Source organism: Luteimonas sp. A482 (assembly GCF_054072655.1).
In genome coordinates this window covers 389,771-411,780 of record NZ_JBSVRO010000002.1, presented here as the reverse complement: position 1 = coordinate 411,780, position 22,010 = coordinate 389,771, and the positions used below count along the sequence as shown (strand labels likewise).

At 69.4% G+C, this 22,010-nt stretch carries 18 protein-coding genes; 13 read left to right on the top strand and 5 right to left on the bottom strand.

From position 1 onward, the window contains the following. The 6 genes from ACW5DW_RS10470 to ACW5DW_RS10445 are packed head-to-tail and all read left to right on the top strand — an operon-like array spanning position 1 to position 6,481. Positions 1-834, top strand: a complete 834-nt coding sequence (locus tag ACW5DW_RS10470; protein ID WP_457018779.1) for an IclR family transcriptional regulator — start codon at positions 1-3, stop codon at positions 832-834. A 20-nt stretch (positions 835-854) separates the two neighbouring features. Next, the gene (locus ACW5DW_RS10465; protein WP_457018778.1) at positions 855-1,850 is read left to right on the top strand and encodes an NADPH:quinone oxidoreductase family protein; all 996 of its coding nucleotides are present in this window, start codon (positions 855-857) and stop codon (positions 1,848-1,850) included. Positions 1,851-1,882: 32 nt separating this feature from the next. Then, positions 1,883-3,526, top strand: coding sequence for a long-chain-fatty-acid--CoA ligase (locus ACW5DW_RS10460; RefSeq protein WP_457018777.1), 1,644 nt, complete (start codon positions 1,883-1,885; stop codon positions 3,524-3,526). After that, complete coding sequence (locus ACW5DW_RS10455; protein WP_457018776.1) at positions 3,523-4,923, top strand: hypothetical protein; 1,401 nt, start codon at positions 3,523-3,525, stop codon at positions 4,921-4,923. Before ACW5DW_RS10460 ends, ACW5DW_RS10455 begins: the two co-directional genes overlap by 4 nt. After that, positions 4,920-5,348 (top strand): acyl-CoA thioesterase, encoded by a 429-nt coding sequence (locus ACW5DW_RS10450; protein WP_457018775.1) that lies wholly within the window; start codon positions 4,920-4,922, stop codon positions 5,346-5,348. Before ACW5DW_RS10455 ends, ACW5DW_RS10450 begins: the two co-directional genes overlap by 4 nt. Positions 5,349-5,353: 5 nt before the next feature. Next, entirely contained in the window at positions 5,354-6,481 is a 1,128-nt protein-coding gene (locus tag ACW5DW_RS10445; protein WP_457018867.1) for a zinc-dependent alcohol dehydrogenase family protein, read from the top strand. Between the two features lie 601 nt (positions 6,482-7,082). Here the strand turns inward: ACW5DW_RS10445 and ACW5DW_RS10440 are convergent. Continuing rightward, a complete protein-coding gene (locus ACW5DW_RS10440) occupies positions 7,083-8,462 on the bottom strand; it encodes a DEAD/DEAH box helicase (RefSeq protein WP_457018774.1) in 1,380 nt (459 codons plus the stop codon). A gap of 459 nt (positions 8,463-8,921) precedes the next feature. Between ACW5DW_RS10440 and ACW5DW_RS10435 the strand changes: the two genes are divergently transcribed. From ACW5DW_RS10435 to ACW5DW_RS10420, 4 genes are all read left to right on the top strand, one after another. Next, positions 8,922-9,290 carry a hypothetical protein gene (locus ACW5DW_RS10435; protein ID WP_457018773.1) on the top strand — a complete coding sequence of 123 codons (369 nt, stop codon included), beginning with the start codon at positions 8,922-8,924 and terminating at the stop codon, positions 9,288-9,290. A 5-nt stretch (positions 9,291-9,295) separates the two neighbouring features. Beyond that, entirely contained in the window at positions 9,296-11,149 is a 1,854-nt protein-coding gene (locus ACW5DW_RS10430; RefSeq protein WP_457018772.1) for a monovalent cation:proton antiporter-2 (CPA2) family protein, read from the top strand. Between the two features lie 195 nt (positions 11,150-11,344). Continuing rightward, on the top strand, positions 11,345-13,420 hold the full coding sequence (locus tag ACW5DW_RS10425; RefSeq protein WP_457018866.1) for a M13 family metallopeptidase: 2,076 nt from the start codon (positions 11,345-11,347) through the stop codon (positions 13,418-13,420). A 590-nt stretch (positions 13,421-14,010) separates the two neighbouring features. After that, on the top strand, positions 14,011-16,026 hold the full coding sequence (locus ACW5DW_RS10420) for a M13 family metallopeptidase (protein ID WP_457018771.1): 2,016 nt from the start codon (positions 14,011-14,013) through the stop codon (positions 16,024-16,026). Positions 16,027-16,215: 189 nt separating this feature from the next. Here the strand turns inward: ACW5DW_RS10420 and ACW5DW_RS10415 are convergent, their stop codons facing one another. Both ACW5DW_RS10415 and ACW5DW_RS10410 read right to left on the bottom strand, forming a co-directional pair. Continuing rightward, the gene (locus tag ACW5DW_RS10415; RefSeq protein ID WP_457018770.1) at positions 16,216-16,869 is read right to left on the bottom strand and encodes a rhomboid family intramembrane serine protease; all 654 of its coding nucleotides are present in this window, start codon (positions 16,867-16,869) and stop codon (positions 16,216-16,218) included. 94 nt (positions 16,870-16,963) lie between these two features. Further along, complete coding sequence (locus tag ACW5DW_RS10410) at positions 16,964-17,314, bottom strand: MGMT family protein (protein ID WP_457018769.1); 351 nt, start codon at positions 17,312-17,314, stop codon at positions 16,964-16,966. Between the two features lie 26 nt (positions 17,315-17,340). Between ACW5DW_RS10410 and ACW5DW_RS10405 the strand changes: the two genes are divergently transcribed. After that, entirely contained in the window at positions 17,341-17,769 is a 429-nt protein-coding gene (locus ACW5DW_RS10405) for a hypothetical protein (RefSeq protein ID WP_457018768.1), read from the top strand. 117 nt (positions 17,770-17,886) lie between these two features. Here the strand turns inward: ACW5DW_RS10405 and ACW5DW_RS10400 are convergent, their stop codons facing one another. Together ACW5DW_RS10400 and ACW5DW_RS10395 are read right to left on the bottom strand one after the other, a co-directional pair. Continuing rightward, positions 17,887-19,014, bottom strand: coding sequence for an anion permease (locus tag ACW5DW_RS10400; RefSeq protein ID WP_457018767.1), 1,128 nt, complete (start codon positions 19,012-19,014; stop codon positions 17,887-17,889). A gap of 13 nt (positions 19,015-19,027) precedes the next feature. Continuing rightward, the gene (locus tag ACW5DW_RS10395) at positions 19,028-19,654 is read right to left on the bottom strand and encodes a DUF47 domain-containing protein (protein WP_457018766.1); all 627 of its coding nucleotides are present in this window, start codon (positions 19,652-19,654) and stop codon (positions 19,028-19,030) included. Between the two features lie 292 nt (positions 19,655-19,946). On the opposite strand from ACW5DW_RS10395, the gene ACW5DW_RS10390 reads away from it, so the two are divergent. Together ACW5DW_RS10390 and ACW5DW_RS10385 are read left to right on the top strand one after the other, a co-directional pair. After that, positions 19,947-21,251 (top strand): hemolysin family protein, encoded by a 1,305-nt coding sequence (locus tag ACW5DW_RS10390; protein ID WP_457018765.1) that lies wholly within the window; start codon positions 19,947-19,949, stop codon positions 21,249-21,251. Next, positions 21,241-21,894, top strand: a complete 654-nt coding sequence (locus ACW5DW_RS10385) for an exopolysaccharide biosynthesis protein (RefSeq protein ID WP_457018764.1) — start codon at positions 21,241-21,243, stop codon at positions 21,892-21,894. The genes ACW5DW_RS10390 and ACW5DW_RS10385 overlap by 11 nt, the downstream gene beginning before the upstream one ends. Positions 21,895-22,010 lie beyond the last annotated feature (116 nt).

The following is a 22,010-nucleotide window of genomic DNA, read 5'->3' as shown; positions in this document are numbered from 1 at the left end:
ATGGGCAGCCCCAAACGCGACATCCAGACCCTGACCGCCGACGTCGACGGCCGCAACCCGCAGCTGGTGAATTCGGTGGTGCGCGCGTTCTCGATCCTGCGCTGCTTCGAGCGCACGCGCGGCAACCCGGACGATCGCTACCTCGGCAACCAGGACATCGCCAGGCGCACGCGCCTGCCCAAGGCCACTGTGTCGCGGCTGACGCAGACGCTGGCCACGCTGGGCTATCTCGAATACTCGCCGACGCTGGAGAAGTACGCGCTCGGCCCGGCCGTGCTCGGCCTCGGCCACGCCTACATGGCCGGCCACGACATCGTCGGCATCGCCCAGCCGCTGATGCAGGAGCTGGCCGACTACACCCAGTCGGCGGTGATGCTGGCCGTGCCCGAAGGCCTGCGCATGCTGCTGCTGGAGGTGTGCCAGGGCGACGAGATGTTCAACCTGCGCCTGGAAAAGGGCGCGCGCGTGCCGCACGGCACCACCGCGCTCGGTCGCGCCGACCTCGCCGCGCGCCCACGCGAAGTCTTTGAACAGCGCCTGGCCGAACTGGTGCACACCAGCAGCCCCGAAGCCTGGCCGCAGATCCGCGCCGGGATCGAGCGCGCGCGCCAGGATTACGAAACCTACGGCTTCGTGTTCTCGCTGGGCGACTGGAACCCCGACGTGTTCGCGGTCGGCGTGCCGATGGTGTCGGCCGACCGCACCCGCCACTTCGCCTTCAACATCAGCGGCCGCGTCTCGGTGATGACGCGCGACAAGCTGGTGCAGGACTACGGGCCGCGCCTGGTGGCGCTGCGCAACCGCGTCTACGAGGCCACCGAAGGCCGCTTCTGAATCCCGGGGAGGATCACCACATGAAAGCCGTCGTCTGCGAGGCCTGGGGCACGCCCGACTCGCTGCAGGTCAAGGACATGCCGCTGCCCGCACCGGGCCCCGGACAGGTGCGCGTGCGGGTGCGCGTGGCCGCGGTGAATTTCCCCGACGCACTGATGGTCGCGGGCAAGTACCAGCTCCGCCCCGATTTCCCGTTCGCGCCCGGCTCCGAATTCTCCGGCACGGTCAGCGCGGTCGGGGAAGGCGTGGCGTCGCCGGAGGTCGGCGACAAGGTCGTCGGGAGCGCGTCGTTCGGCGCATACGCCGAAGAAGTCGTTGCCGAAGCCGGCCACCTCATCGTCCTGCCGGACGACACCGGCGACGAGGAACTGGAACTGGCCGGCAGCTTCCTGCTGACCTACGGCACCTCCTACCACGCGCTCAAGGACCGCGCCGGGGCGAAGCCTGGCGAAATCCTGCTGGTGCTCGGCGCCGGTGGCGGCGTCGGCCTGGCGGCGGTCGAGCTGGGCAAGCGCATGGACCTGCGCGTGATCGCGGCGGCGTCCAGCGAAGCCAAGCGCGAGGCGGCGCGCTCGCGCGGCGCGGACGAGGTCGTCGACTACACCGCCGACGGCTTCCGCGACCGGATCAAGGCACTCACCGGCGGGCGCGGCGTCGACATCGTCTACGACCCGGTCGGCGGCGACATCAGCGAGACGGCATTGCGCAGCATCGGCTGGCGCGGCCGCCACCTGGTCGTCGGCTTCGCCGCCGGCGAGATCCAGAAGCTGCCGGCCAACCTGCTGCTGCTCAAGGGCAGCGCACTGGTCGGCGTGTTCTGGGGCGACTTCGTACGCCGCGAACCCGAGGCCAACGCCGCCAACACCCGCCAGTTGCTCGCATGGCTGCGCGAGGGCGCGCTGCGGCCGCTGGTGTCCACGCGCTACCCGCTGTCGCAGGCACCCGCCGCGCTCAACGCCCTGCTCGGCCGCGAGGCCGTGGGCAAGCTGGTGGTCTTGCCGCAGCTACACGACTGAGCCTCGCCCGGCCACGACAACAGGAGCCACCGATGCCGCGTTCCCCGCACTGGCCCCCCGGACTGCCGCACCACCTCGAGCTGCCGCAGACCTCGCTGTACGAGAATCTCGCCACCAGCGCGCGCCGTTACCCGCGGCGCCCGGCCACGATCTTCTACGGCGGCGAGCTGTCCTATGCCGAACTCGATGCACAGGCGGTCGCGCTGGCCGGCTTCCTGCAGCAGCGCTGCGGCGTGGCGCGCGGCGACCGCGTGGCGCTGTTCATGCAGAACTGCCCGCAGTTCGTCGTCGCCTTCCACGCGATCCTGCGCGCGGACGCGGTGGTGGTGCCGGTCAACAGCATGAACCGGCTGGAGGAAGTGCGGCACATCGTCCGCGACAGCGGGGCGCGGGTGGCGCTGGTGGCGCAGGAACTGCTGCCGGAACTGCTGCCGCTCAAGGGCGAACTGCTCGACCACGCCATCGTCGCCACCTACGCCGACTACATCGACCCCGCCACCGACCTGCCATTGCCGGATGTGGTGGCGATGCCGCGTGCGCACGTCGAAGGCACCGTCGCCTGGGCCGATGCGCTGGCGCAACAGCTGGTGCCGGCCGAATGCCTCTCCGGACCGGACCATCTGGCGGTGATGCCCTACACCTCCGGCACCACCGGCAACCCCAGGGGCTGCCTGCACAGCCACCGCAGCGTGATGCACACCACCGTCGCCGGGCCCGAATGGTGCTTCGCGCCGAAGGACACCGTGGTGCTTGCCAACCTGCCGATGTTCCATGTCACCGGCATGCAGAACGGCGTCACCACGCCGGTCTGGCGCGGCAACACCATCGTGGTGATGACGCGCTGGGACAAGCGCTGCGCGGCGCTGCTGATCGAACGCCATCGCGCCGGCTCCTGGACCGCGATCCCGACCATGCTGATGGACTTCCTCAACCAGGACCTGTCGGCCCACGACCTGTCCTCGATGCACATCCTCACCGGCGGCGGCGCGGCGATGCCCAAGGCGGTTGCCGAACGCATCCGCCAGCTGTGGGGCATCGACTATGTCGAGGGCTACGGCCTGTCCGAAACCATGGCGCCGACACACCTCAATCCGGTGCATCGCCCGAAGGCGCAGTGCCTGGGCCTGCCGATCTTCGACGTCGACGCGCGCGTGGTCGATCCGCAGACCTTCGAGGAACTGCCGGTGGGCGAGGTCGGCGAGATCGTCAGTCACGGGCCGCAGGTGATGCTTGGTTACCACGGCCGGCCGCAGGACGACCGCGACACCTTCGTGGAGATCGACGGCAAGCGCTTCCTGCGCACCGGCGACCTGGCCTACGTCGACGACGAGGGCTACTTCTTCATGGTCGACCGGCTCAAGCGCATGATCAACGCCTCCGGCTTCAAGATCTGGCCGGCCGAGGTCGAGGCACTGCTGTACGGACACCCGGCGGTGCAGGAAGCCTGCGTGATCGGCATTCGCGACGCGCACCGCGGCGAAAGCGCAAAGGCGATCATCGTGTTGCGCGAAGGCCACGACGCCAGCGAAGCCGGGATCATCGAATGGGCGCGCGCGAACATGGCCGCCTACAAGGTGCCGCACGCGGTCGAATTCAGGCCCGCGCTTCCGCGCAGCGCCACCGGCAAGGTGCAGTGGCGCGCGCTGCAGGAAGCCGAAGACGGACGTGCGCCATGAGCGGCGCGCGCGACGTGCGGCCCACGCCCGAAAAGACCGGCTGGCGCTGGGGTCCGTTCACCTTCCGCCTGCCGTTCCTGCATACGCGCCCGTGCTGGCAGGAGCTGCTGCAGGGCACGCTGGTCGCGACCGCGACCGGACTGGCGCTGGTGCCGATTCTCACCGGCTACTTCGGCATGGACTTCGAGCAGGCCATCGCCGCCACCCTGCTGTTCAGCGTCTTCCTGGTCATGTCGCTGTGGGGCTTTGGCGATCCCTACGCGCCGGGCTGGAACACGCCGGCGCTGCCGCTGGTGCTGGCCTTCGTGCTCGCGCGCTACGACACCCCCGACCTGCGCTTCCAGGCGATGACCGCGTTGTCGCTGCAGTTCGCCGTGCTGGTGTTCGCACTCGGCATCACCGGCACCGGGCCGCGCCTGATCGCGTGGTTGCCGCCAACGCTGCGCGCCAGCATCCTCATCGGCTCGGCGCTGGCCGCGTTCCACCAGGTCTTCATCACCGATGCGCCGCGCTTCCTGCACAAGCAACCGATCTCGATCCTGCTGGCCTGCGCGATCTGCCTGATGTGCGTGTTCTCCGCGCCGCTGCACCGCTGGCAGGCGCGCTTCGGCTGGCTGCGCACGCTCACCTCGCTGGGCCTGCTGCCCGGCTTCCTCGCAGCCGCCCTCATCGGCCCGCTGGTGGGCGAGGTGCACTACCAGATCGAGTGGGGCTGGCTGCTGCCGCCGGTCGGCGAGGCGGTCGCGAAAATGTCGCCGTTCTCGATCGGCTGGCCGTCGGCGTCGATGTACTTCGACGTGGTGCCGCTGGTGCTGCTGACCTACGTGATCCAGTTCGGCGACTGGGTGACAGGCGATGCGGTGGTGCGCGAAGCACAGCCGTCGCGCCCCGACGATCCGATCCGCATCGATCCGCGCCGCTCGCACCTGGTGCTGGCACTGCGCAACGCCGGCTCGGCGCTGGTGGCGCCGTTCTTCCCGGCGCAGGGCTCGCTGTGGACGGGCGTGCATGTCGTGGTCGCCACGCGCTGGCGCGAGGGCCCGCGCTCGATGCGCGACCTGCACAGCGGCCTGATCTCCTACTACCTGATGGGCCTGCCGGTCATCTACTTCCTGATGCCCCTGCTGACCGGGGTGCAACCGCTGCTGGGCGTGGCGCTCGCGATCACCCTGGTGACCTCGGGCTTCGCCTGCGCCTACATCGGCATGGCCATCCCGCGCAACAACGCCGAGCGCGGCAGCGCGCTGCTGGGCGGCGTGGCACTGGCGCTGTTCGATCCGTGGATCGCGCTGGCGGTGGCAGTGGCCTGCTGGTTCCTGCTGGTGGGGCGCGAGCAGAAGGGTTCGCCGTCGCCAGCGCCCATCCCGGCATCCGACATCCACGAGCAGCAGGCATGAACGCACGCGACGGCTACCGCCACTTCCTCGCCATCCCCACCCGCTGGAAGGACAACGACGTCTACGGCCACGTCAACAACGTCGAGTACTACAGCTACTTCGACACGGTGATCAACACGTACCTGATCACCGAAGGTGGGCTCGACATCCACCGTGGCGCCGCGATCGGCCTGTGCGCCGAATCGCACTGCCGATTCCTGCGCGAGATCGCCTTTCCCGGCAGCGTCGACGCCGGGCTGCGCGTGGAGAAGCTGGGCAACAGCAGCGTGCGCTATGGCATCGCCCTGTTCCGCGCCGGCGAGGACGAACCAGCGGCCGAAGGCTGGTTCGTCCATGTATTCGTCGACCGCGACGGCCGCCGCAGCACGCCGATCCCCGCGCGCATCCGCGCCGCGCTGCAGCCGCTGCTGGCGCCGCCGGCGTGATCACCATGCGCGCGGCGGTGCTGCGCTCGAGCGCTGCGCCCGCGCCGTACGCGCAATCACAGCCGCTGTCCATCGAGACGGTGCGCCTGCTGCCGCCCGGTCGCGGCGAGGTGCTGGTGCGCGTGCGCGCGGCGGGGCTGTGCCATTCGGATCTTTCCGTCATCGACGGCTCGCGCCCGCGGCCGTTGCCGATGCTGCTCGGCCACGAGGCGGCCGGCGAGGTGGTTGAAGCAGGCGACGGCGTGACCACCCTGCGCACCGGCGGCCAGGTGGTGTTCTCGTTCGTGCCGATGTGCGGTCACTGCGGCCCCTGCGCCTGCGGCCGCCCGGTGCTGTGCGAGCCCGGCGCGGCGGCCAACGCAGCAGGTCGCCTGCTGGCAGGCGGCATGCGGCTGCGCGACGCGAGCGACGCGCCGTTGCACCACCATCTGGGCGTGTCAGGCTTTGCCGAGTACGCGGTGGTGTCGGAGCACTCGGCCGTGCGCGTGGATCCCGCGCTGCCGCCCGACATCGCCGCACTGTTCGGCTGCGCGGTGATGACCGGCGTCGGCGCGGTGGTCAACACCGCCGCGGTGCGCCCGGGAGAATCGGTGGCGGTGTTCGGGCTGGGTGGCGTCGGCCTGTCGGCACTGCTGGGCGCGGTCGCCTGCTCGGCGTGGCCGCTGGTCGCGGTCGACGTGGTGCCGGACAAGCTGGCACTGGCGCGCGAACTCGGGGCCAGCCACTGCATTGATGCGCGCGATGGCGACGTCGCCGCCGCGATCCGCGACATCAGCAACGGCGGCGTCGAGCACGCCATCGAAACCGCAGGCAGCGAGGCAGCGCTGGCCGCGGCCTATGCCGCCACCCGGCGCGGCGGCACCACCGTCACCGTTGGTCTGCCCGCACCCGGACGCGCATTCAGCGTGCCGGCGGTGAGCCTGGTGGCCGAGGAGCGCACGGTGAAGGGTTCCTACATGGGATCGGCCGTGCCGCGGCGCGACATTCCCCGCTACATCGCGCTGTACCGCGCGGGCCGCCTGCCGGTGGACCGGCTGCTCACGCACAGGCTGTCTTTGGACGGGATCAACGCCGGCTTCGACCGCCTCGCACGCGGCGAGGCGATCCGGCAGGTGGTGCTGTTCGAAGACTGACGCAGCCCGGTGGGCGCGCCCCGATCGCACCGCGCTCGAGATGCAGGCACGCCCGATGGGCCGCATCGCACCTGCCACGCGCCAGCCACGCCCGATCGGCAGGCGCGCAAAAAAGGTTCTTCTCCCATTCGAGGGGGTTAGCCGGATTGCAGGCGAATGGATCAGGCCTGCGGCCGGGGGTCGTTCCGGGGCGGGGGTTGCTCTCCGGCTCGGTCAGCCATCCATGGCTGACTCGCCGCCGCAGCGCATCCATGCGCTGCTTTCCGCAACCCCCGCCCCGGAACAACCATCGCCCAGTCACTGGCATGGCTTGGAAAAAGCTCCCACCGAAGCATCGCAGCATCAGTCGCAGTGAGCCGTGTCCTGGCGAGCGGGGATCGCGACAAGCAAAACATGGATGTTTTGCGCGCGAGTCAGGGCATGATGCCCTGACCGAGCGAAAAGCGATCCCCGGTCGACAGGGCGCGGCGTCCATTCGAAGCCCGCGTGGGACTTTCCGCGATCGTGTCCACCTTCTCCCTTGATTGGGAGAAGAACCAAAAAAAACGGCCGGCCCCGCGAGGGGCCGGCCGCTGCATTCAAGCCGCCTTGCGTGCGCCGATCAGGCGCGCGAGTCGAAGCGCTGGCTGCTGCGGGCTGGACGCGTTGCCGGCTTGCCGGTGTGCGCATGTGCGTGCGCGCCGCGGTCGGCCGGCTTGCCATGCCCACGGGCACCGGCCTTGCGCGGGGTGCGCTGGCCGCCGGGCTTCTGCTGGTCCGGACGCTGCGCCGCCCGGCCTCCCGCCGGCTGCCCACGCTGCTGGCCGCCACCGTTCTTCGGGATCGGCGCGTCGAGGCGGATCGGGCGCGTCGGCTCGAAGCCATCGACCGTCTGCATCACGATGTCGGCCTTGAGCATGCGCTGGATCTGGCGCAGCAGGCCGCCTTCTTCCGGTGCCACCAGCGAAAGCGCTTCGCCCGTGGCGCCGTTGCGGCCGGTGCGGCCGATGCGGTGCACGTAATCCTCGGCCACCATCGGCAGGTCGTGGTTGATCACCAGCGGCAGGCTGGGGATGTCCAGGCCGCGCGCGGCCACGTCGGTGGCCACCAGGATGCGCGCCTTGCCCGACTTGAACTGGTCCAGGGCCTTCTGACGCTGCGCCTGGCTCTTGTTGCCGTGGATCGCCAGCGCCGGCAGGCCGGCCTTGTCGAGCTGTTCGGCGAGGCGGTTGCAGCCATGCTTGGTCTTGCCGAAGATCAGCACCTGGTCGGTGTGGCGGCGGCTGAGGATCTCGACCAGCAGGTCACGCTTGCGCGAGGCATCGACCGGATGCACGCGGTGGACGATGGTCTCGGCGATGGTGTTCTTCGCGGCGACCTGCACCTCCACCGGATTCCTGAGCAGTTCCATCGCCAGGCCGCGGATACGCGGCTCGAACGTGGCGGAGAACAGCGCGGTCTGGCGCTCCTGCGGCACGCGCGAAAGCACGCGCTTGATCGAGGGCAGGAAGCCCATGTCGAGCATGCGGTCGGCCTCGTCGAGCACCAGCATCTCGACCGCGTCGAGCTTGGCGTGGCCCGAATCGAGGTGGTCGATCAGCCGGCCCGGGCAGGCGACCAGGATGTCGACGCCACGACGCAGGTTGTCGATCTGCGGCTGCATGCCAACGCCGCCGAAGATCATGGTCACGTTCAGCCGCAGGTGGCGGCCGTAGGTCTTGATGCTCTCGGCCACCTGCACCGCGAGCTCGCGGGTCGGCACCAGCACCAGGGCGCGCGGCTTGCGCGGACCCTTGGGCGGCGTTTCCTTGGACAGCTTCTGCAGCAGCGGCAGGCCGAATGCGGCGGTCTTGCCGGTGCCGGTCTGCGCAGCGCCCAGCAGGTCCTTGCCCGACAGCAGCGCGGGGATGGACTGGGCCTGGATCGGCGTGGGGGTGGTGTAGCTGGCATCGGACAGCGCGCGCAGCAACGCGGGCGAAAGCCCGAGGGATTCAAACGTCATGTGGATTGCACTCCTTCACAGCCGCAGTACTTCGTGCCGTGCATCCACCGGGTGGGCACGGGCATCGAATCAGCACCTTTCGACTGGCTTGCCCGGAACCATCCAGATCCGCGTTGCGGGCAATATTTGACGGCTGCCGGAGGTTCCGGGCCGTGTCTGCGCGACGAAAGACGTGCGGGAGAGGACGCCGCCGGGGAGTGCCCGGGGCCGGCCTGCCAGGATCGTGAACCTGCGCGAGGCAGGGGCAGCCGTGTTGCAAACGCCGCCATTGTAGGGGCTGGACCCCTGCCTGCGCCAGCCTTGGGCCGCCCATCGGCCCTGGCCGGTCAGCTGGCAGCGTGCCTGCGCCCACGCTGGGACCCCGATGGCAATCGTTGCGCCGAGGCCACCGGCCGCCCACTGGAACCGGTGCGCCCGCCTGTGACACCCTTTGCGGGTTCCCACCACGCGAAACGCCGCATGTCCTTCCGCACGCCGCAATCGAGTCCCGGAATCACCCTCGCCCGCCTGCTGCTCGCAAGCGTCCTCATCGTCATGGGCGCATGGCGCCTGTGGAACGTGGTGCAGGGCGGCAAGTCCAGCGGCGAGATGCTCAGCTTCAGCGTGGCCGGGCTACTGGTCGGACTGGCGGTCGCGGGAGGCTGGCGGCTGCGCTGGAGCGCCCTGCTGGCCGCGGCCCTGGTGTTGGCCGAGGCGGTGCTCTGGCATCCATTCTGGTCGCAGGGCGAGCCTGCGCGCAGCGCGCAGTTGCTGCACTTCATGAAGAACGCCGCCCTCGTTGGCGGCTTCCTGCTGCTCTCGCTGACCGCGCCCACGCGGAGACGCTGACCCCGGTGGCCGCCGAAGCCGACCCGGCCAGCCTGGTCAAGGTGGTCGCCCTGTTGGGCGCGGCGGTGGTGGCGGTGCCACTGTTCCGCAAGCTGGGGCTGGGGTCGGTGCTGGGCTACCTCGCCGCCGGACTGGTGATCGGCCCGTTCGGGCTGGGATGGTTCTCGCACCCCCAGTCGATCCTGCATTTCGCCGAACTCGGCGTGGTGATGTTCCTGTTCGTCGTCGGGCTGGAGATGCGGCCCTCGCACCTGTGGGGGCTGCGGCGACAGATTTTCGGCCTCGGCACGCTGCAGATCGGGCTCGCCACCCTGGCGCTGACCGCAGTCGGGTTCGGGTTCGGCTTCCCGCTGCCGGTGGCGTTCATCGGCGGCGCGGGCTTCGTGCTGACCTCGACCGCGATCGTGATGCAGCTGCTGGGCGAACGCGGCGACATCGCCCTGCCCCGCGGCCAGCGCATGGTCTCGGTCCTGCTGTTCGAGGACCTGCTGATCGTGCCGCTGCTCGCGCTGGTGGCCTTCATGTCGCACGCGCCGGTGGATCCGGACGCGCCGCCCCGGCTGGTCAGTTTCGGCATCGCAGTCGCTTCCCTGGCGGCGCTGATCGTGGCCGGCCTGTTCCTGCTCAACCCGCTGTTCCGGATCCTGGCCGCCGCCAAGGCGCGCGAGGTGATGACGGCAGCGGCGCTGCTGGTCGTGCTGGGCGCCGCGTTGCTGATGGAGATGGGCGGGCTGTCGATGGCGATGGGTGCCTTCCTCGCCGGCGTGCTGCTTTCGGAGTCCACGTTCCGGCACCAGATCGAGGCCGACATCGAGCCGTTCCGCGGCATCCTGCTCGGCCTGTTCTTCCTCGCCGTGGGCATGTCGCTCGACCTCGCGGTGGTGCGCGGGAACTGGCAGCTGATCGCGCTCGCGGTGCCGGCGATGATGCTGGCCAAGGGCCTGTGCATCTACCTGGTCGCGCGCCTGCTGCGCAGCAGCCACGGCGATGCCCTGGACCGCGCGACGCTGATGGCGCAGGGCGGCGAGTTCGCCTTCGTGCTGTATTCGGCCGCCGAAGCCGCAGGCGTCATCAGCGGCGAGACCAACGACAGCTTCACCGCGACCGTGGTGCTGTCGATGGTGCTGACGCCGCTGGTGGTGCTGGCCACCCGCCGGCTGGTGCCGAAGCACCGGCCATCGCTGGACGGGGTCGAAGCGGTCTCGGGCCAGGCCGGCAGCGTGCTGATCATCGGCTTCGGCCGCTTCGGCCAGGTGATGAGCCAGTCGCTGCTTGCGCGCGACGTCGACGTGACCATCATCGACACCGACATCGAGATGATCCAGAGCGCGGCCGGCTTCGGCTTCATGGTGTACTACGGCGACGGCGGGCGGCTGGATGTGCTGCACGCCTCGGGCGCCGGCTCGGCGCGCGCGATCGCGGTCTGCATCGACAACCCCGCGACCGCCGACCGGATCGTGCAGCTGGCGAAACATCATTTCCCGCAGGCCAGGCTGCTGGTGCGCTCCTACGATCGCGAACATTCGCTGAAGCTGGTCAACGCCGGCGTCGATTTCCAGATCCGCGAGACCTTCGAGTCGGCCGTGTCCTTCGGCGAAGCGGCGCTGCGGGCGGTCGGCGTGCCGGCCGACGAGGCGACGCAGATCGCCGCCCAGGTGCGGCGCCTGGACGCAGAGCGCTTCGAGCTGGAAACCGCGGAGAACGCGACCAGCGCGGGCATCCCGCTGCTGCTCAAGAACACCGATGGCGGCGCCGCTCCGCGGCCGACGCCGTTCACCCCGCCCCGGCGCCAGAGCCAGCGGATCGACGGGCCGGGTGGAGACCATCCTCCCGGAGCGTCGGGCCCGCCGGAAAGCTGACCGCCTGACCGCCTGATGCCCTGATTCTGCACGCCGGGGCCGGCACCGCCTGGACCGGGCCGGCGCCGCGCATGACCTCCGACACCCGCAGGCTGCCGGGCGCGGGCGTACAGTGCGCCCACATCGGCGTCGGCGGGGCCGTCGTCGCCGTCCACAGATCCGGAGACTGCCTTGAGCGCAACCGCCCCACGCCTGCTGCTGCTTTCCCTTGCCGTGACCCTTGCCCTGTCCGCCTGCCGCGGGGACGACGCGCCCGAAGCGGCGACCGAGGCGCCGGCTGCGACGCCGCCCGCCTTCACCCTCGACGAGGCCAGCCTGCCGGCCGTCAACCGCTTCCAGTTCGCCGATCTGGACGACAGCCGCAACGCCTGCGTCGATTTCGCCGGTTACGCGAACGCGAAGTTCCTCGCCGCCAACCCGGTGCCGGGCGACCGCACCAGCTGGGGCGCGTTCGAGATGCTCGACGAGCGCTCCACCGCGATCCAGCGCCAGCTGGCCGAACACGCCGCAGGCCTCGACAACGCCACCGGCGTGGAGAAGCTGGTCGGCGACTTCTGGGCCACCGGCATGGACGAGGCCAAGATCAATGTCCAGGGCATCGAGCCGCTGAAGGACGAACTGGCCGCGATCGACGCGCTGTCCGACAGCGCGGGCATCGTGCAGTGGCTGCAGCAGACCGCGGCCAAGGGCCAGGGTTTCCTGATCGGCGTCGGCGCAATGCCCGACTTCCAGGATTCCTCGATCAACATCGCCGCCACCGGCCAGGGCGGCCTGGGCCTGCCCGATACCACCTACTACAGCGACGACAAGCACGCTCAGATCCGCGAGGCCTACGTGGCCCATATCGCGAAGGTGCTGGAACTGTCCGGCGTGCCCGCGGCCGATGCGCAGCAGCAGGCCAAGGACGTGATGGCGTTCGAGACGCGGCTGGCGAAGGTGTCGAAGTCGCGCGCGGAGCTCTCTCGCGATGTCTCGCTGTACTACAACCCGATGCAGGTCGCCGACGCGGACAAGCTGACGCCGAATTTCTCGTGGACGAAGTTCTTCGAGGCCCAGGGCATCGCGCAGCCGAAGCTGTTCTCGGTGTCGGTGCCCGACTACTTCAAGGAACTCGACGCGATGCTGGCCGACGTGCCGGTCGAGCAGTGGAAGAGCTACCTGCGCTTCCACGTGGTCGACGGCGCGTCGCCCTACCTGTCCGACGCGTTCGTGCAGCAGCACTACGAGTTCCACAACAAGACGCTCAGTGGCCAGAAGGAAATGAAGCCGCGCTGGAAGCGCGTGCTCGACACCATCAACGGCCAGGTCGACGAAGCGATGGGCCAGATGTACGTGGACGTGGCCTTCCCGGCCGAGTCCAAGGCCAAGATGGAAGCACTGGTCGCCAACCTGGGCGATGCGCTGAAGGCGCGCATCCAGAACCTGGAGTGGATGAGCGAGGAGACCAAGGCCAAGGCGCTGGAGAAGCAGGCCGCCTTCACCACCAAGATCGGCTACACCGACAAGTGGCGCGACTGGAGCGGCCTGTCCACCAGCCGCGACAGCTATCTCGACAACGTGCTGGCGGCGCAGGCGTTCAACTACCGCTTCTCGATCGGCAAGATCGGCGAGCCGGTCGACAAGACCGAGTGGCAGATGCCGCCGCAGATGGTCAACGCCTACTACAACCCGCTGCAGAACGAGATCGTGTTCCCGGCCGCGATCCTGCAGCCGCCGTTCTTCGATCCCGAGGCCACCGACGAGGTCAACTACGGCGGCATCGGCGCGGTGATCGGCCACGAAATGAGCCACGGTTACGACGACCAGGGCAGCCGCTTCGGCGCGACCGGCAAGTTCGAGAACTGGTGGACCGAGGCCGATTCGGCCGCGTTCAAGGAGCGCACCGGCAAGCTGGTCGCGCAGTTCGACGGCTACAAGACCGCCGACGGGCGTGCGCTCAACGGCACCCATACGCTGGGCGAGAACATCGGCGACCTGGGCGGGCTGGCCATGGCCTACGACGCGATGAAAAAGGCTACCGCAGGCACGCCGGATCCGATGACCGACGGGCTGACGCGCGACCAGCGCTTCTTCCTGAACTGGGCCACGGTGTGGCGCCGCAACTTCACGCCCGAAGAGCTGAGCAAGCGCCTGGTCACCGATGAGCACGCGCTGGCCGAATTCCGCGCCATGGGTGCCCCGTCGAACCTGCCGGCGTTCGCCGCGGCCTTCAACTGCAAGCCCGGCGACCCGATGGTCCGCGACGGCGACAAGCAGGTCGTGATCTGGTAAGCGGACGTTCTCGTTACGCGCTCCTGGAAAAGCCCGGCAAATGCCGGGCTTTTTCTTTGTCGAAGCGAGTGGCTGCGCGGAAGTTTGTCGGGATTCCAACCTGCCTTCCCGTTGCCTGGCTTCGGCCAGAAGCCCCGCCCTGTCGCCTGGGAGTCGCTTTTCCCTCGGTCAGGGCCTCCTGCCCTGACTCGGGCGCGCGCCATCCATGGCGCGCTTGTCGCGACCCCCAGCCGCCAGTGCGGGGCTCGCGCCAATTCAATCTCCGGACTTCGGTGGGAAGGGAGGTCATTCGACAGTCCTTCCTTGCTCCGGCAGCCTCCCCAGATCAATCATCCACGAGCTCGCCGTGGACTTGGCAACCCGCAGGCACGACACCAGAAGTCGCGACGCCGCAGTGACCCGGGGGGAGAGGGCGCAAGCGGCACATGAATGTGCCGCGGCCGCGAGTGCGCACATGGACGTGTGCCCGAGCGGTGCGCCCTCTCACCCCGGGGCGCTGCGGCCCATCCGAAGTCGCGTGCGGCGGGGGTGAAGGCGACAACGGGGGTCTTGCTAGAATCCCGGGCTCCCCGTCATCCCGGACCTGCTCCATGCCGATCCAGAAGCCGCTTGTCGTTGCCCTCGCCGCCAGTCTCGTGCTGGTGCTGGCGTCCAGTGATGCCGACGCCCAGCGCAAGCGCCGCGCCGCGCAGCCGGCGACGCCCGCGATCACCGCGTGCAGTGACTTCTACAGCTTCGTCAACAAGGACTGGCTGGCCGCCAATACCGTCGTCGCCGGCAGCGGCCGGGTTTCGGCGCTCGGCACCCTGGGCCAGCGCGCACTGCTGCAGCAGCGGGCCCTGCTCGACGAGGCCGTGCTGAACCCGCAGAACGACGTGCAGCGCCTGCTTGGCGACTTCTGGGCGAGCGGCATCGACGAGGCGGCGATCGAACGCGACGGCGCCCAGCCGATCGCCTCGCTGATCAGCCGCATCAACGCCATCAAGCGCAGCAAGGATGTGGCGCCGTCGATCGCCGCCCTGCACCAGGTCGGGATCCCGGTGGCGTTCAACTTCACTGCCGACATCGACATGGGCGACTTCAACCGCCATGTCGGCTATTTCTCGCAGGGCGGCCTGGCCCTGCCCGATCCGGCCTTCTACACCCGCGAGGACGCCGACACCCGCGCCCTGCTCGGCCGCTACACCGAGTACGTCGAGAAGATCCTCGCCCTCACCGGCACGCCCGCCGACCAGCTCAAGGACGAGATGGCGCTGGTGCTGGACCTGGAAACCCGCATCGCGCGCTTGTCGCGCCCGATCACCTCGCTGCGCGACCCACGCGAGAACTTTGCGCCGGTGCCGACCGCAGGCTTCGCCAAGCAGTTCCGCAACCTGCAGCTGGCCGACTTCCTGGAGGCCCAGGGCGTCACCGCCGAATCGGTCTCGATGGTCCACCCCGACTACTTCACCCAGCTCGACGGCCTGGTGCGCACGCTCAAGCCGGCGCAGTGGAAGGTCTACCTGCGCTACCAGATCGGCAACGCGATGGCGCCGTACCTGTCGAAGGATTTCCGCGACGCCGACTTCTCCTTCAACGGCCGCGTGCTGCGCGGCTGGTCGGCACCGCCGGTGCGCGACGCACAGGTGCTGGATGCGATCAACCGCGCCGCCGGCCCGATGATGGCGCGCGAATACGTCGCCAGGTTCCTGCCCGAGACCACCCGCTCGCGCGCCGAATCCATCGCCGGCGATGTGCGTGGCGCCCTGCTGCGCGCGGTCGAGCGCAACAGCTGGATGTCGGACGCCGCGCGCACCGAGGCCAAGGCCAAGCTGGAATCGCTCGCCATCGAGGTCGGCGCCCCGCGCGACGACATCGACTACACCGTGCAGCCGATGGGGCGCACCAGCTTCGGCAGCAACATGCTGATCGCATCGACCTGGCACCATCGCGAAGAGATGCGCCGCATCGGCCGCGCCGACGCGCATCGACGCTGGGACCTGCTGCCGCAGGAACCTGCGCTGGCCTACGACCTGGCCCACAACCGGCTGGTCGTCTCCGCCGCCGCGCTGCAGGCGCCGGTGCTGGACATGGAGCAGGACATGGCCGCGCAGTACGGCAGCTTCGGCGCCCTGGTCGGCCACGAACTCAGCCGCGCGGTCGACCTCAAGGGCCAGCTGGTCGATGCCTCGGGTAACGTGCGCAGCTGGTGGACACCGGAAGACGAGGCTGCGTTCGCCGCCCGTGCCAACCAGCTGGCCACGCAGTACGCGTCCTACCCCTATCCGGCCACGACCGGGCTGCGCGTCGACGCCGCGCTGACGCGCGAGCAGAACGTCGCCGACCTGGCCGCGGTTGAGCTGGCCTTCGACGCCCTCGCCAGCGCCCAGCCGACGCTCGACAACGCCGCGCGCGAGTCGTTCTTCGGCGCCTGGGCCGGGCTGTGGCGCGAACAGCTGGCGGCGGACACCGCGACCCAGGACGCCTCGACCCGGCCCCATGCACCGGGCCAGTGGCGCGCGAACGGGCCGCTGGTCAACCATCCGGCCTTCGTCGAGACGTTCAAGTGCAAGGCGAGCAACGCGATGACGCGCAAGCCCGAGGAGCAGGTTTCGATCTGGCGCTGAGTGAACGCCCCTGTAGGAAGGCTTCAGTCGCGCGCTCACGAATGGCGCGCGATCCCGGCATCGCGCCGCGGTGTTCGCGGCTGAAGCCGCTCCTACAAGCAGCACGGCGAAGGCGAACCGTTCCTGTTGTAGGAGCGGCTTCAGCCGCGATCGCCACCCCAACGACTCATCCCGCCCCGTGGGTGTTTCCTAGACCACGCGCCGGATGCGCCTGCCGCCGAACGGCGGCTGGCCGCGCCAGTGCCGGATCAGCAGCCAGCCGAACAGCATGCCGCCCAGGTGCGCGAAGTGGGCCACGCCCGAACGCGTGCCGGTGACGCCGAGCACCAGTTCGACCAGGCCGTAGACGATCACCAGCGTGCGCGCCTTCATCGGCACCGGCGGGATCAGCAGCATCACCCGCTGGTTCGGGAACAGCATGCCGTAGGCGAGCAGCAGCCCGAACACGCCGCCCGATGCGCCCAGCGTGGGGTAGAAGCCGCCACCGTTGCGCACCCCCCAGGACACCACCGCCAGCTGGCACAGCCCGGCGCCGACCACGCACACCAGGAAATAGGTCAGGAACCGGCGCTGGCCCCACGTGTATTCGAGCTGCGCGCCGAACATCAGCAGCGCCAGCATGTTGAACAGCAGGTGCGCGATGTTGCCGGGGCTGTGCATGAAGCCGTGGGTGAGCAGCTGCCAGGGCATGAACCCCTGCTGCGCATACGGCGCCAGCTCGGACGGCAACCAGGGCCAGAGCATCAGCGGATCGAGCGCGGACCCGAGCAGCAGCTGCAGCGCGAAGACCGCGCAATTGGCGATCAGCAGGGCCTTGGTGACGGGGGGAAGGTTGGTGAACATCGGCGCTCCTGCACGGTCGTCCATGATAACGGTGGATGCCTGCGCGGCCGGTCGACGCGCGGCGGGATGGTCTTTCCCGCGGATATCGCGGCGCTCAGGCGCCCGGCCCCCACAGCGCGGCATCCAGGTCGTCGTCCGCATCGGCGCGCGGCATGCGCACGCGGCCCTTCTCCAGCACCACGCCTTCCGCGCGCAGCCGCCGCACCTGTTCACGGAAGCCAGGCGAGCCCGGCGGAAATGCGATCTTCCCGTCGCTGCGCAGGATGCGGTGCCAGGGCAGCGTATCGTCCTCGTTGCCGGACAGCAGCCGCGCCACCATCCGCGCGCGCCCGGGCAGGCCGGCGCGGCGCGCGATCTGCCCGTAGCCGGCAACCGCGCCACGCGGCACGTCACGGATCGCGGCCATGATGCGGGCGGCGGGCAGGTCGGCAGACACGGCGTCCATCGGCGACTAGGATATCCGTTCCGTCCGTGCGAGCCATCCGCGCCATGCAGAACTTCGAACAGATCCGCGGTCACCTCCTCGGCGGCGAGTTCCGGGTCACCATGCAGGAGCCGTACGTGATGTGCGTGGAGCTGACGCTCGACGCGGGGCGCCGCCACCAGGCGATCTTCCTGTCCGAGATCCAGGACGACGATGGCCGCAACTACCTGCGCACCAGCACCGTGATCGCGCCGATCACCGGCATCGACGCGCGCCGCGCGCTTGCCTTCAACTGGAGTACGCGCGTGGGCTACCTGGCCATCGGCGAACTCGATGGCGTGCCCTACCTGCAGCTGTGCGAGAACCGCCCCTACGACGGCCTGACCGCCGCCGAAGTCGGCCGGGTCCTGTACGAGATCGGCGGCATGGGCGACCGCCTGGAGCGCGCGCTCTCGGCCGAAGGCGACCTGCTGTAGGGAAACCGGGGTCGGATCAAAACTGGAAACCGGGGTCAGAGTCCCTTTTCGCTGTGTGATATCGCGGGTGCAGTACGTTGCCAGAGCGAAAAGGGACTCTGACCCCAACCCCGCGCCTTACGCCCAGCCCATGCCCTGCATCAGCCGGAACAGGCCGTAGGCGATGCCGGCCGACATCGGGATGGTCAGGATCCAGGCCCAGATCATCTTGTGGACCACGGTCAAGTTGATCGCGTTCAGGCGCTTGGCCGTGCCCACGCCCATGATCGCCGCCGAGATGTTGTGCGTGGTCGAGACCGGGATGCCCAGCGACGAGGCCGCCAGGATCACCGAGGCGGCGCTGGTCTCGGCCGCGAAACCGTGGATCGGATGCAGCTTGACCAGCTTGTGGCCAAGCGTCTTGATGATCCGCCAGCCGCCGGCGGCGGTGCCGGCCGCCATCACCAGGGCGCAGCTCACCTTGATCCAGGTTTCGATGTCGCCATCGACCAGCGCGCCTTCGGACGGGTGCAGGAACGCCAGCCAGCCCGGCAGATCGTCCAGCGTGCCGGCCGCCTGCGCGCTGACCAGGGTGAGCGCGATGATGCCCATGGTCTTCTGCGCATCGTTCATGCCGTGGGCAAAGCCCATGCCGGCGGCGCTGACGATCTGCGCCTTGCCGAAGAAGCCGTTGACCCAGCGCGGCCGCGCGAGCCATGCCAGCACCCCGCCGCTGCGCGCCATCATCGAAATCACGAAGAACAGCACGCCCATCATCAGGAAGCCGGCCGCGAAGCCCAGCACCGGCGAGGACACCATCGGCACGACCACCTTCCACAGCACGCCGGCGCTGTGGTAGATCGGCTCGGCCGGCTCCGACCAGATCACCACGCCGACGTCGTTGTAAGCCGCCGCCAGCGCCGCGCCGATCAGGCCGCCAATCAGCGCATGCGAGGACGAGGACGGCAGCCCGAACCACCAGGTGACCAGGTTCCAGGTGATGCCGCCCAACAGCGCGCACAGGATCAGCTGCGAACCGACCTCGATCACGCCGGCGTCGATCAGCCCCGACGCGATGGTCTTGGCCACCGCTGTGCCGGCCAGCGCGCCAATCAGGTTCATGGAGGCTGCCAGGCCCACCGCCTGCATCGGCGAGAGCACCTTGGTCGCGACCACGGTCGCGATCGAGTTGGCGGTGTCGTGGAAACCGTTGATGTACTCGAACACCAGCGCGGTGATCACCACGATCAGGACCAGGGTCAGCATCGTCGCGGCCCGGTCAGGAGTTCTTGAGCACGATTTCGTAGGCGACCACGCCGGCCTCGCGGCAGCGGTCGATCGCCTTTTCCAGGATCTCGAAGAATTCCTTGAGCAGGAACATCTGCAGCGGATCGAGCCTGCCCGAATAGATGTCGCGGTACAGCTCGAGCATCAGCCGGTCGGCCTCGTTCTCCAGTGAGCGCAGCCGGTCGTTGAGCGCCTTCATCGGCTCGAGCTTCATCGGGCGCAGGGCCTTGACCATCTGCACCACCACTTCGGAGGCCTGTTCGAGCATCGCCGCGCGCGGCGCGAAATCGATGTGCTCCAGGTGCTGGGTGGCCAGCGAGTAGCGGTCGGCGAACTTCTCGATCTGCTTGGGGATCTTGTACAGGGCCGAGCCCAGCGCCTCGATGTCCTCGCGCTCGATCGGGGTGATGAAGCTGTCCACCAGCGCCTGGCTGATCTTGTCCGAGGCTTCGCGCTCGCGCAGCCGGGCGAGCTTGAAGGCATCCAGCGCCGGCTGGCGGTCGGCCTCCTTGAGCATGGCGTGCAGGGCCCTGGCCGCGTCGTTGGCTGCCACCGCGGCGTCCTCGAGCAGCGAATAGAACTGGTTGCCCTGGCCGAACATGGTCTGCAAGGAGAACATCGGAAGATCCCGCCGTCTCGGGGTGGACGGCCTTCGGGGCGGAATTATGACCGTTCGATGACGCCCACGGCCATCGCCGCAAGTTCCCGCATGCGAGATGGCCTTGCCGGACAGGGTGTTATGATCCGCTGCCGCGCCCCCGTGCCGCGCCGCCGCCCCATGGACGACGACCCTCCCCCGCCTCTCCGCTGGCCAAGCAATGACCGTCCCATCCGCCCGGCGCCTGCATTGAGCGTCGCGCGAACGGCATCCGCAGCGGCTCCGGCCACGCATCCAGCCGCGCAGGTCCGCGATGCTTGAGCTGCTCATCGTCCTGGTCCTGATCGGCTGCAACGCCTTCTTCGCACTGTCGGAGATGTCGGTGGTCACCTCGCGCAAGGGCCGCCTGCGGCAGATGGCGGCGGGCCACCGCGGCGCGCGCAAGGCGCTGGAGCTGGCCGAGCACCCCGAGCGCTTCCTGTCCACCGTGCAGGTGGGTATCACGCTGATCGGCATCCTCACCGGCATGTTCGGCGGCGACGCCATCGGCGCGACCATCGGCGGCTGGCTCGTGCAGAACGTGCCCGCGCTGGGCAGCTACGCCGGCACCGTTGGCCTCGTCGTGGCGGTGGGACTGATCACCTTCCTCACCATCGTCCTGGGCGAGCTGCTGCCCAAGCGCCTGGCGCTGCTGGCCCCGGAACGGCTGGCGTCCATCATCGCCCTGCCGATGCACGGGCTCTCGCGGATCGCGACGCCCGCCGTCTGGCTGCTGACCACGTCCGTGCGCGCCTTGCTGCGCTTGCTGCGGCTGCACAAGACCGAGGCCGCGCAGGTCACCGAAGAGGAGATCCGCCTGCTGGTGAGCGAAAGCCATGAGCAGGGCGTGATCGACTCGGACGAGCGCAACATGATGAATCGTGTGCTGCGCCTGGGCGACCGCACCGCGGCCAGCCTGATGACGCCGCGCACGCGCATCGCCTGGCTGGACGTCGCCGAGGGCTTCGACGAGAACCTGGCGGTGATGCGCGCCACCCCGTTCTCGCGCTATCCGGTGTACCGCGGCAACGATGCCGACGTGGTCGGCATCCTCGAGGTCAAGTCGCTGATCGACCGCCTGGAGGAGCCCGAGTTCGACCTGTTCAAGTACCTGCGCGAGCCGCTGTTCGTGTCCGAATCGACGCCCGCGCTCAAGGTGCTGGAGATCCTGCGCGAGGAGCAGTACTCGCTGGCGCTGGTGGTGGACGAATACGGCGACGTGGCCGGGCTGGTGACGGTCAACGACGTGCTCGAGGCGGTGATCGGCCGCACCCAGACCGGCGAGGGCGCCGATGCGGTGTCGCAGATCACCACCCGCGACGACGGCTCGCTGCTGGTCGACGGCGGCGCTTCGGTGGAGACGGTGCGCGAACTGATCGGCCTCGGCGCCCTGCCCGGCGAGGAAGATCACGACTACCACACCGCGGCCGGCATGGTGATCGCGCGCTTCGGGCGGATCCCCAACGTGGGCGAGCACTTCGAATGGAGCGGTTGGCGCATCGAGGTGGTCGACCTGGATGGCCCTCGGATCGACAAGCTGCTGTTGCAGCGTGTGGATGCGAGCGACCGTGGACACTGAGGACGCCGCCGCATCCACCGGTCGCGCGGCGTCGGGACCCCTGGGTACGCGGGAACTGTTCGACGCCCTGGCCAGCGGCAACGGCGAAGACCACCTGCGGCTGGAGGACCTGCTGGCCGGGCTGAGCCGGCAGGTGTTCGGGATGCTGCTGTTCGTCTCGACCCTGCCAGCGTTCATCCCGATCCCGGGCGTGGCCGGCGCGATCAGCGGTCCGGCGACGATGCTGGTCGGGGTCCACCTGCTGGTCGGGATGCGCAGGCTGTGGCTGCCGCGTTTCGTCGCCCGCCGCGGCCCACGCCGCGCCACGCTGCAGGGGTTCCAGCGCACGCTCGATCCCTGGCTGACCCGGCTCGAACGCGTGGTCAAGCCGCGCCTGACCGCGGTCATCGAACACCGCGCCGCCTCGATGTTCACCGGCCTGCTGCTGGTGCTGCTGGGCATCCTGCTGGCGCTGCCGATCCCGTTCACCAACTACCTGTTCGGCAGCCTGCTGCTGGTCTACGCCTTCGCCCTGCTCGAGCGCGACGGCGGGCTGATGCTGGTCTGCTGGACCGCAGGCATCGTCGCGATCGTCGTGTTCGGCATCCTCAGCGGCACGCTGGCAGCGGCGGCCACGCAGTGGCTGGGCGGCCTGTTCGCCTGAAGCGACAGGCGGCCGCCCACGCGGTTCGCATCCCGCTGTTCATCCAGGTCCACCAAGGCGCAGCCGCACCGCGTCAGCACATCACTGCGCACGTCGAAGCGAAGTACCCCGGGCCA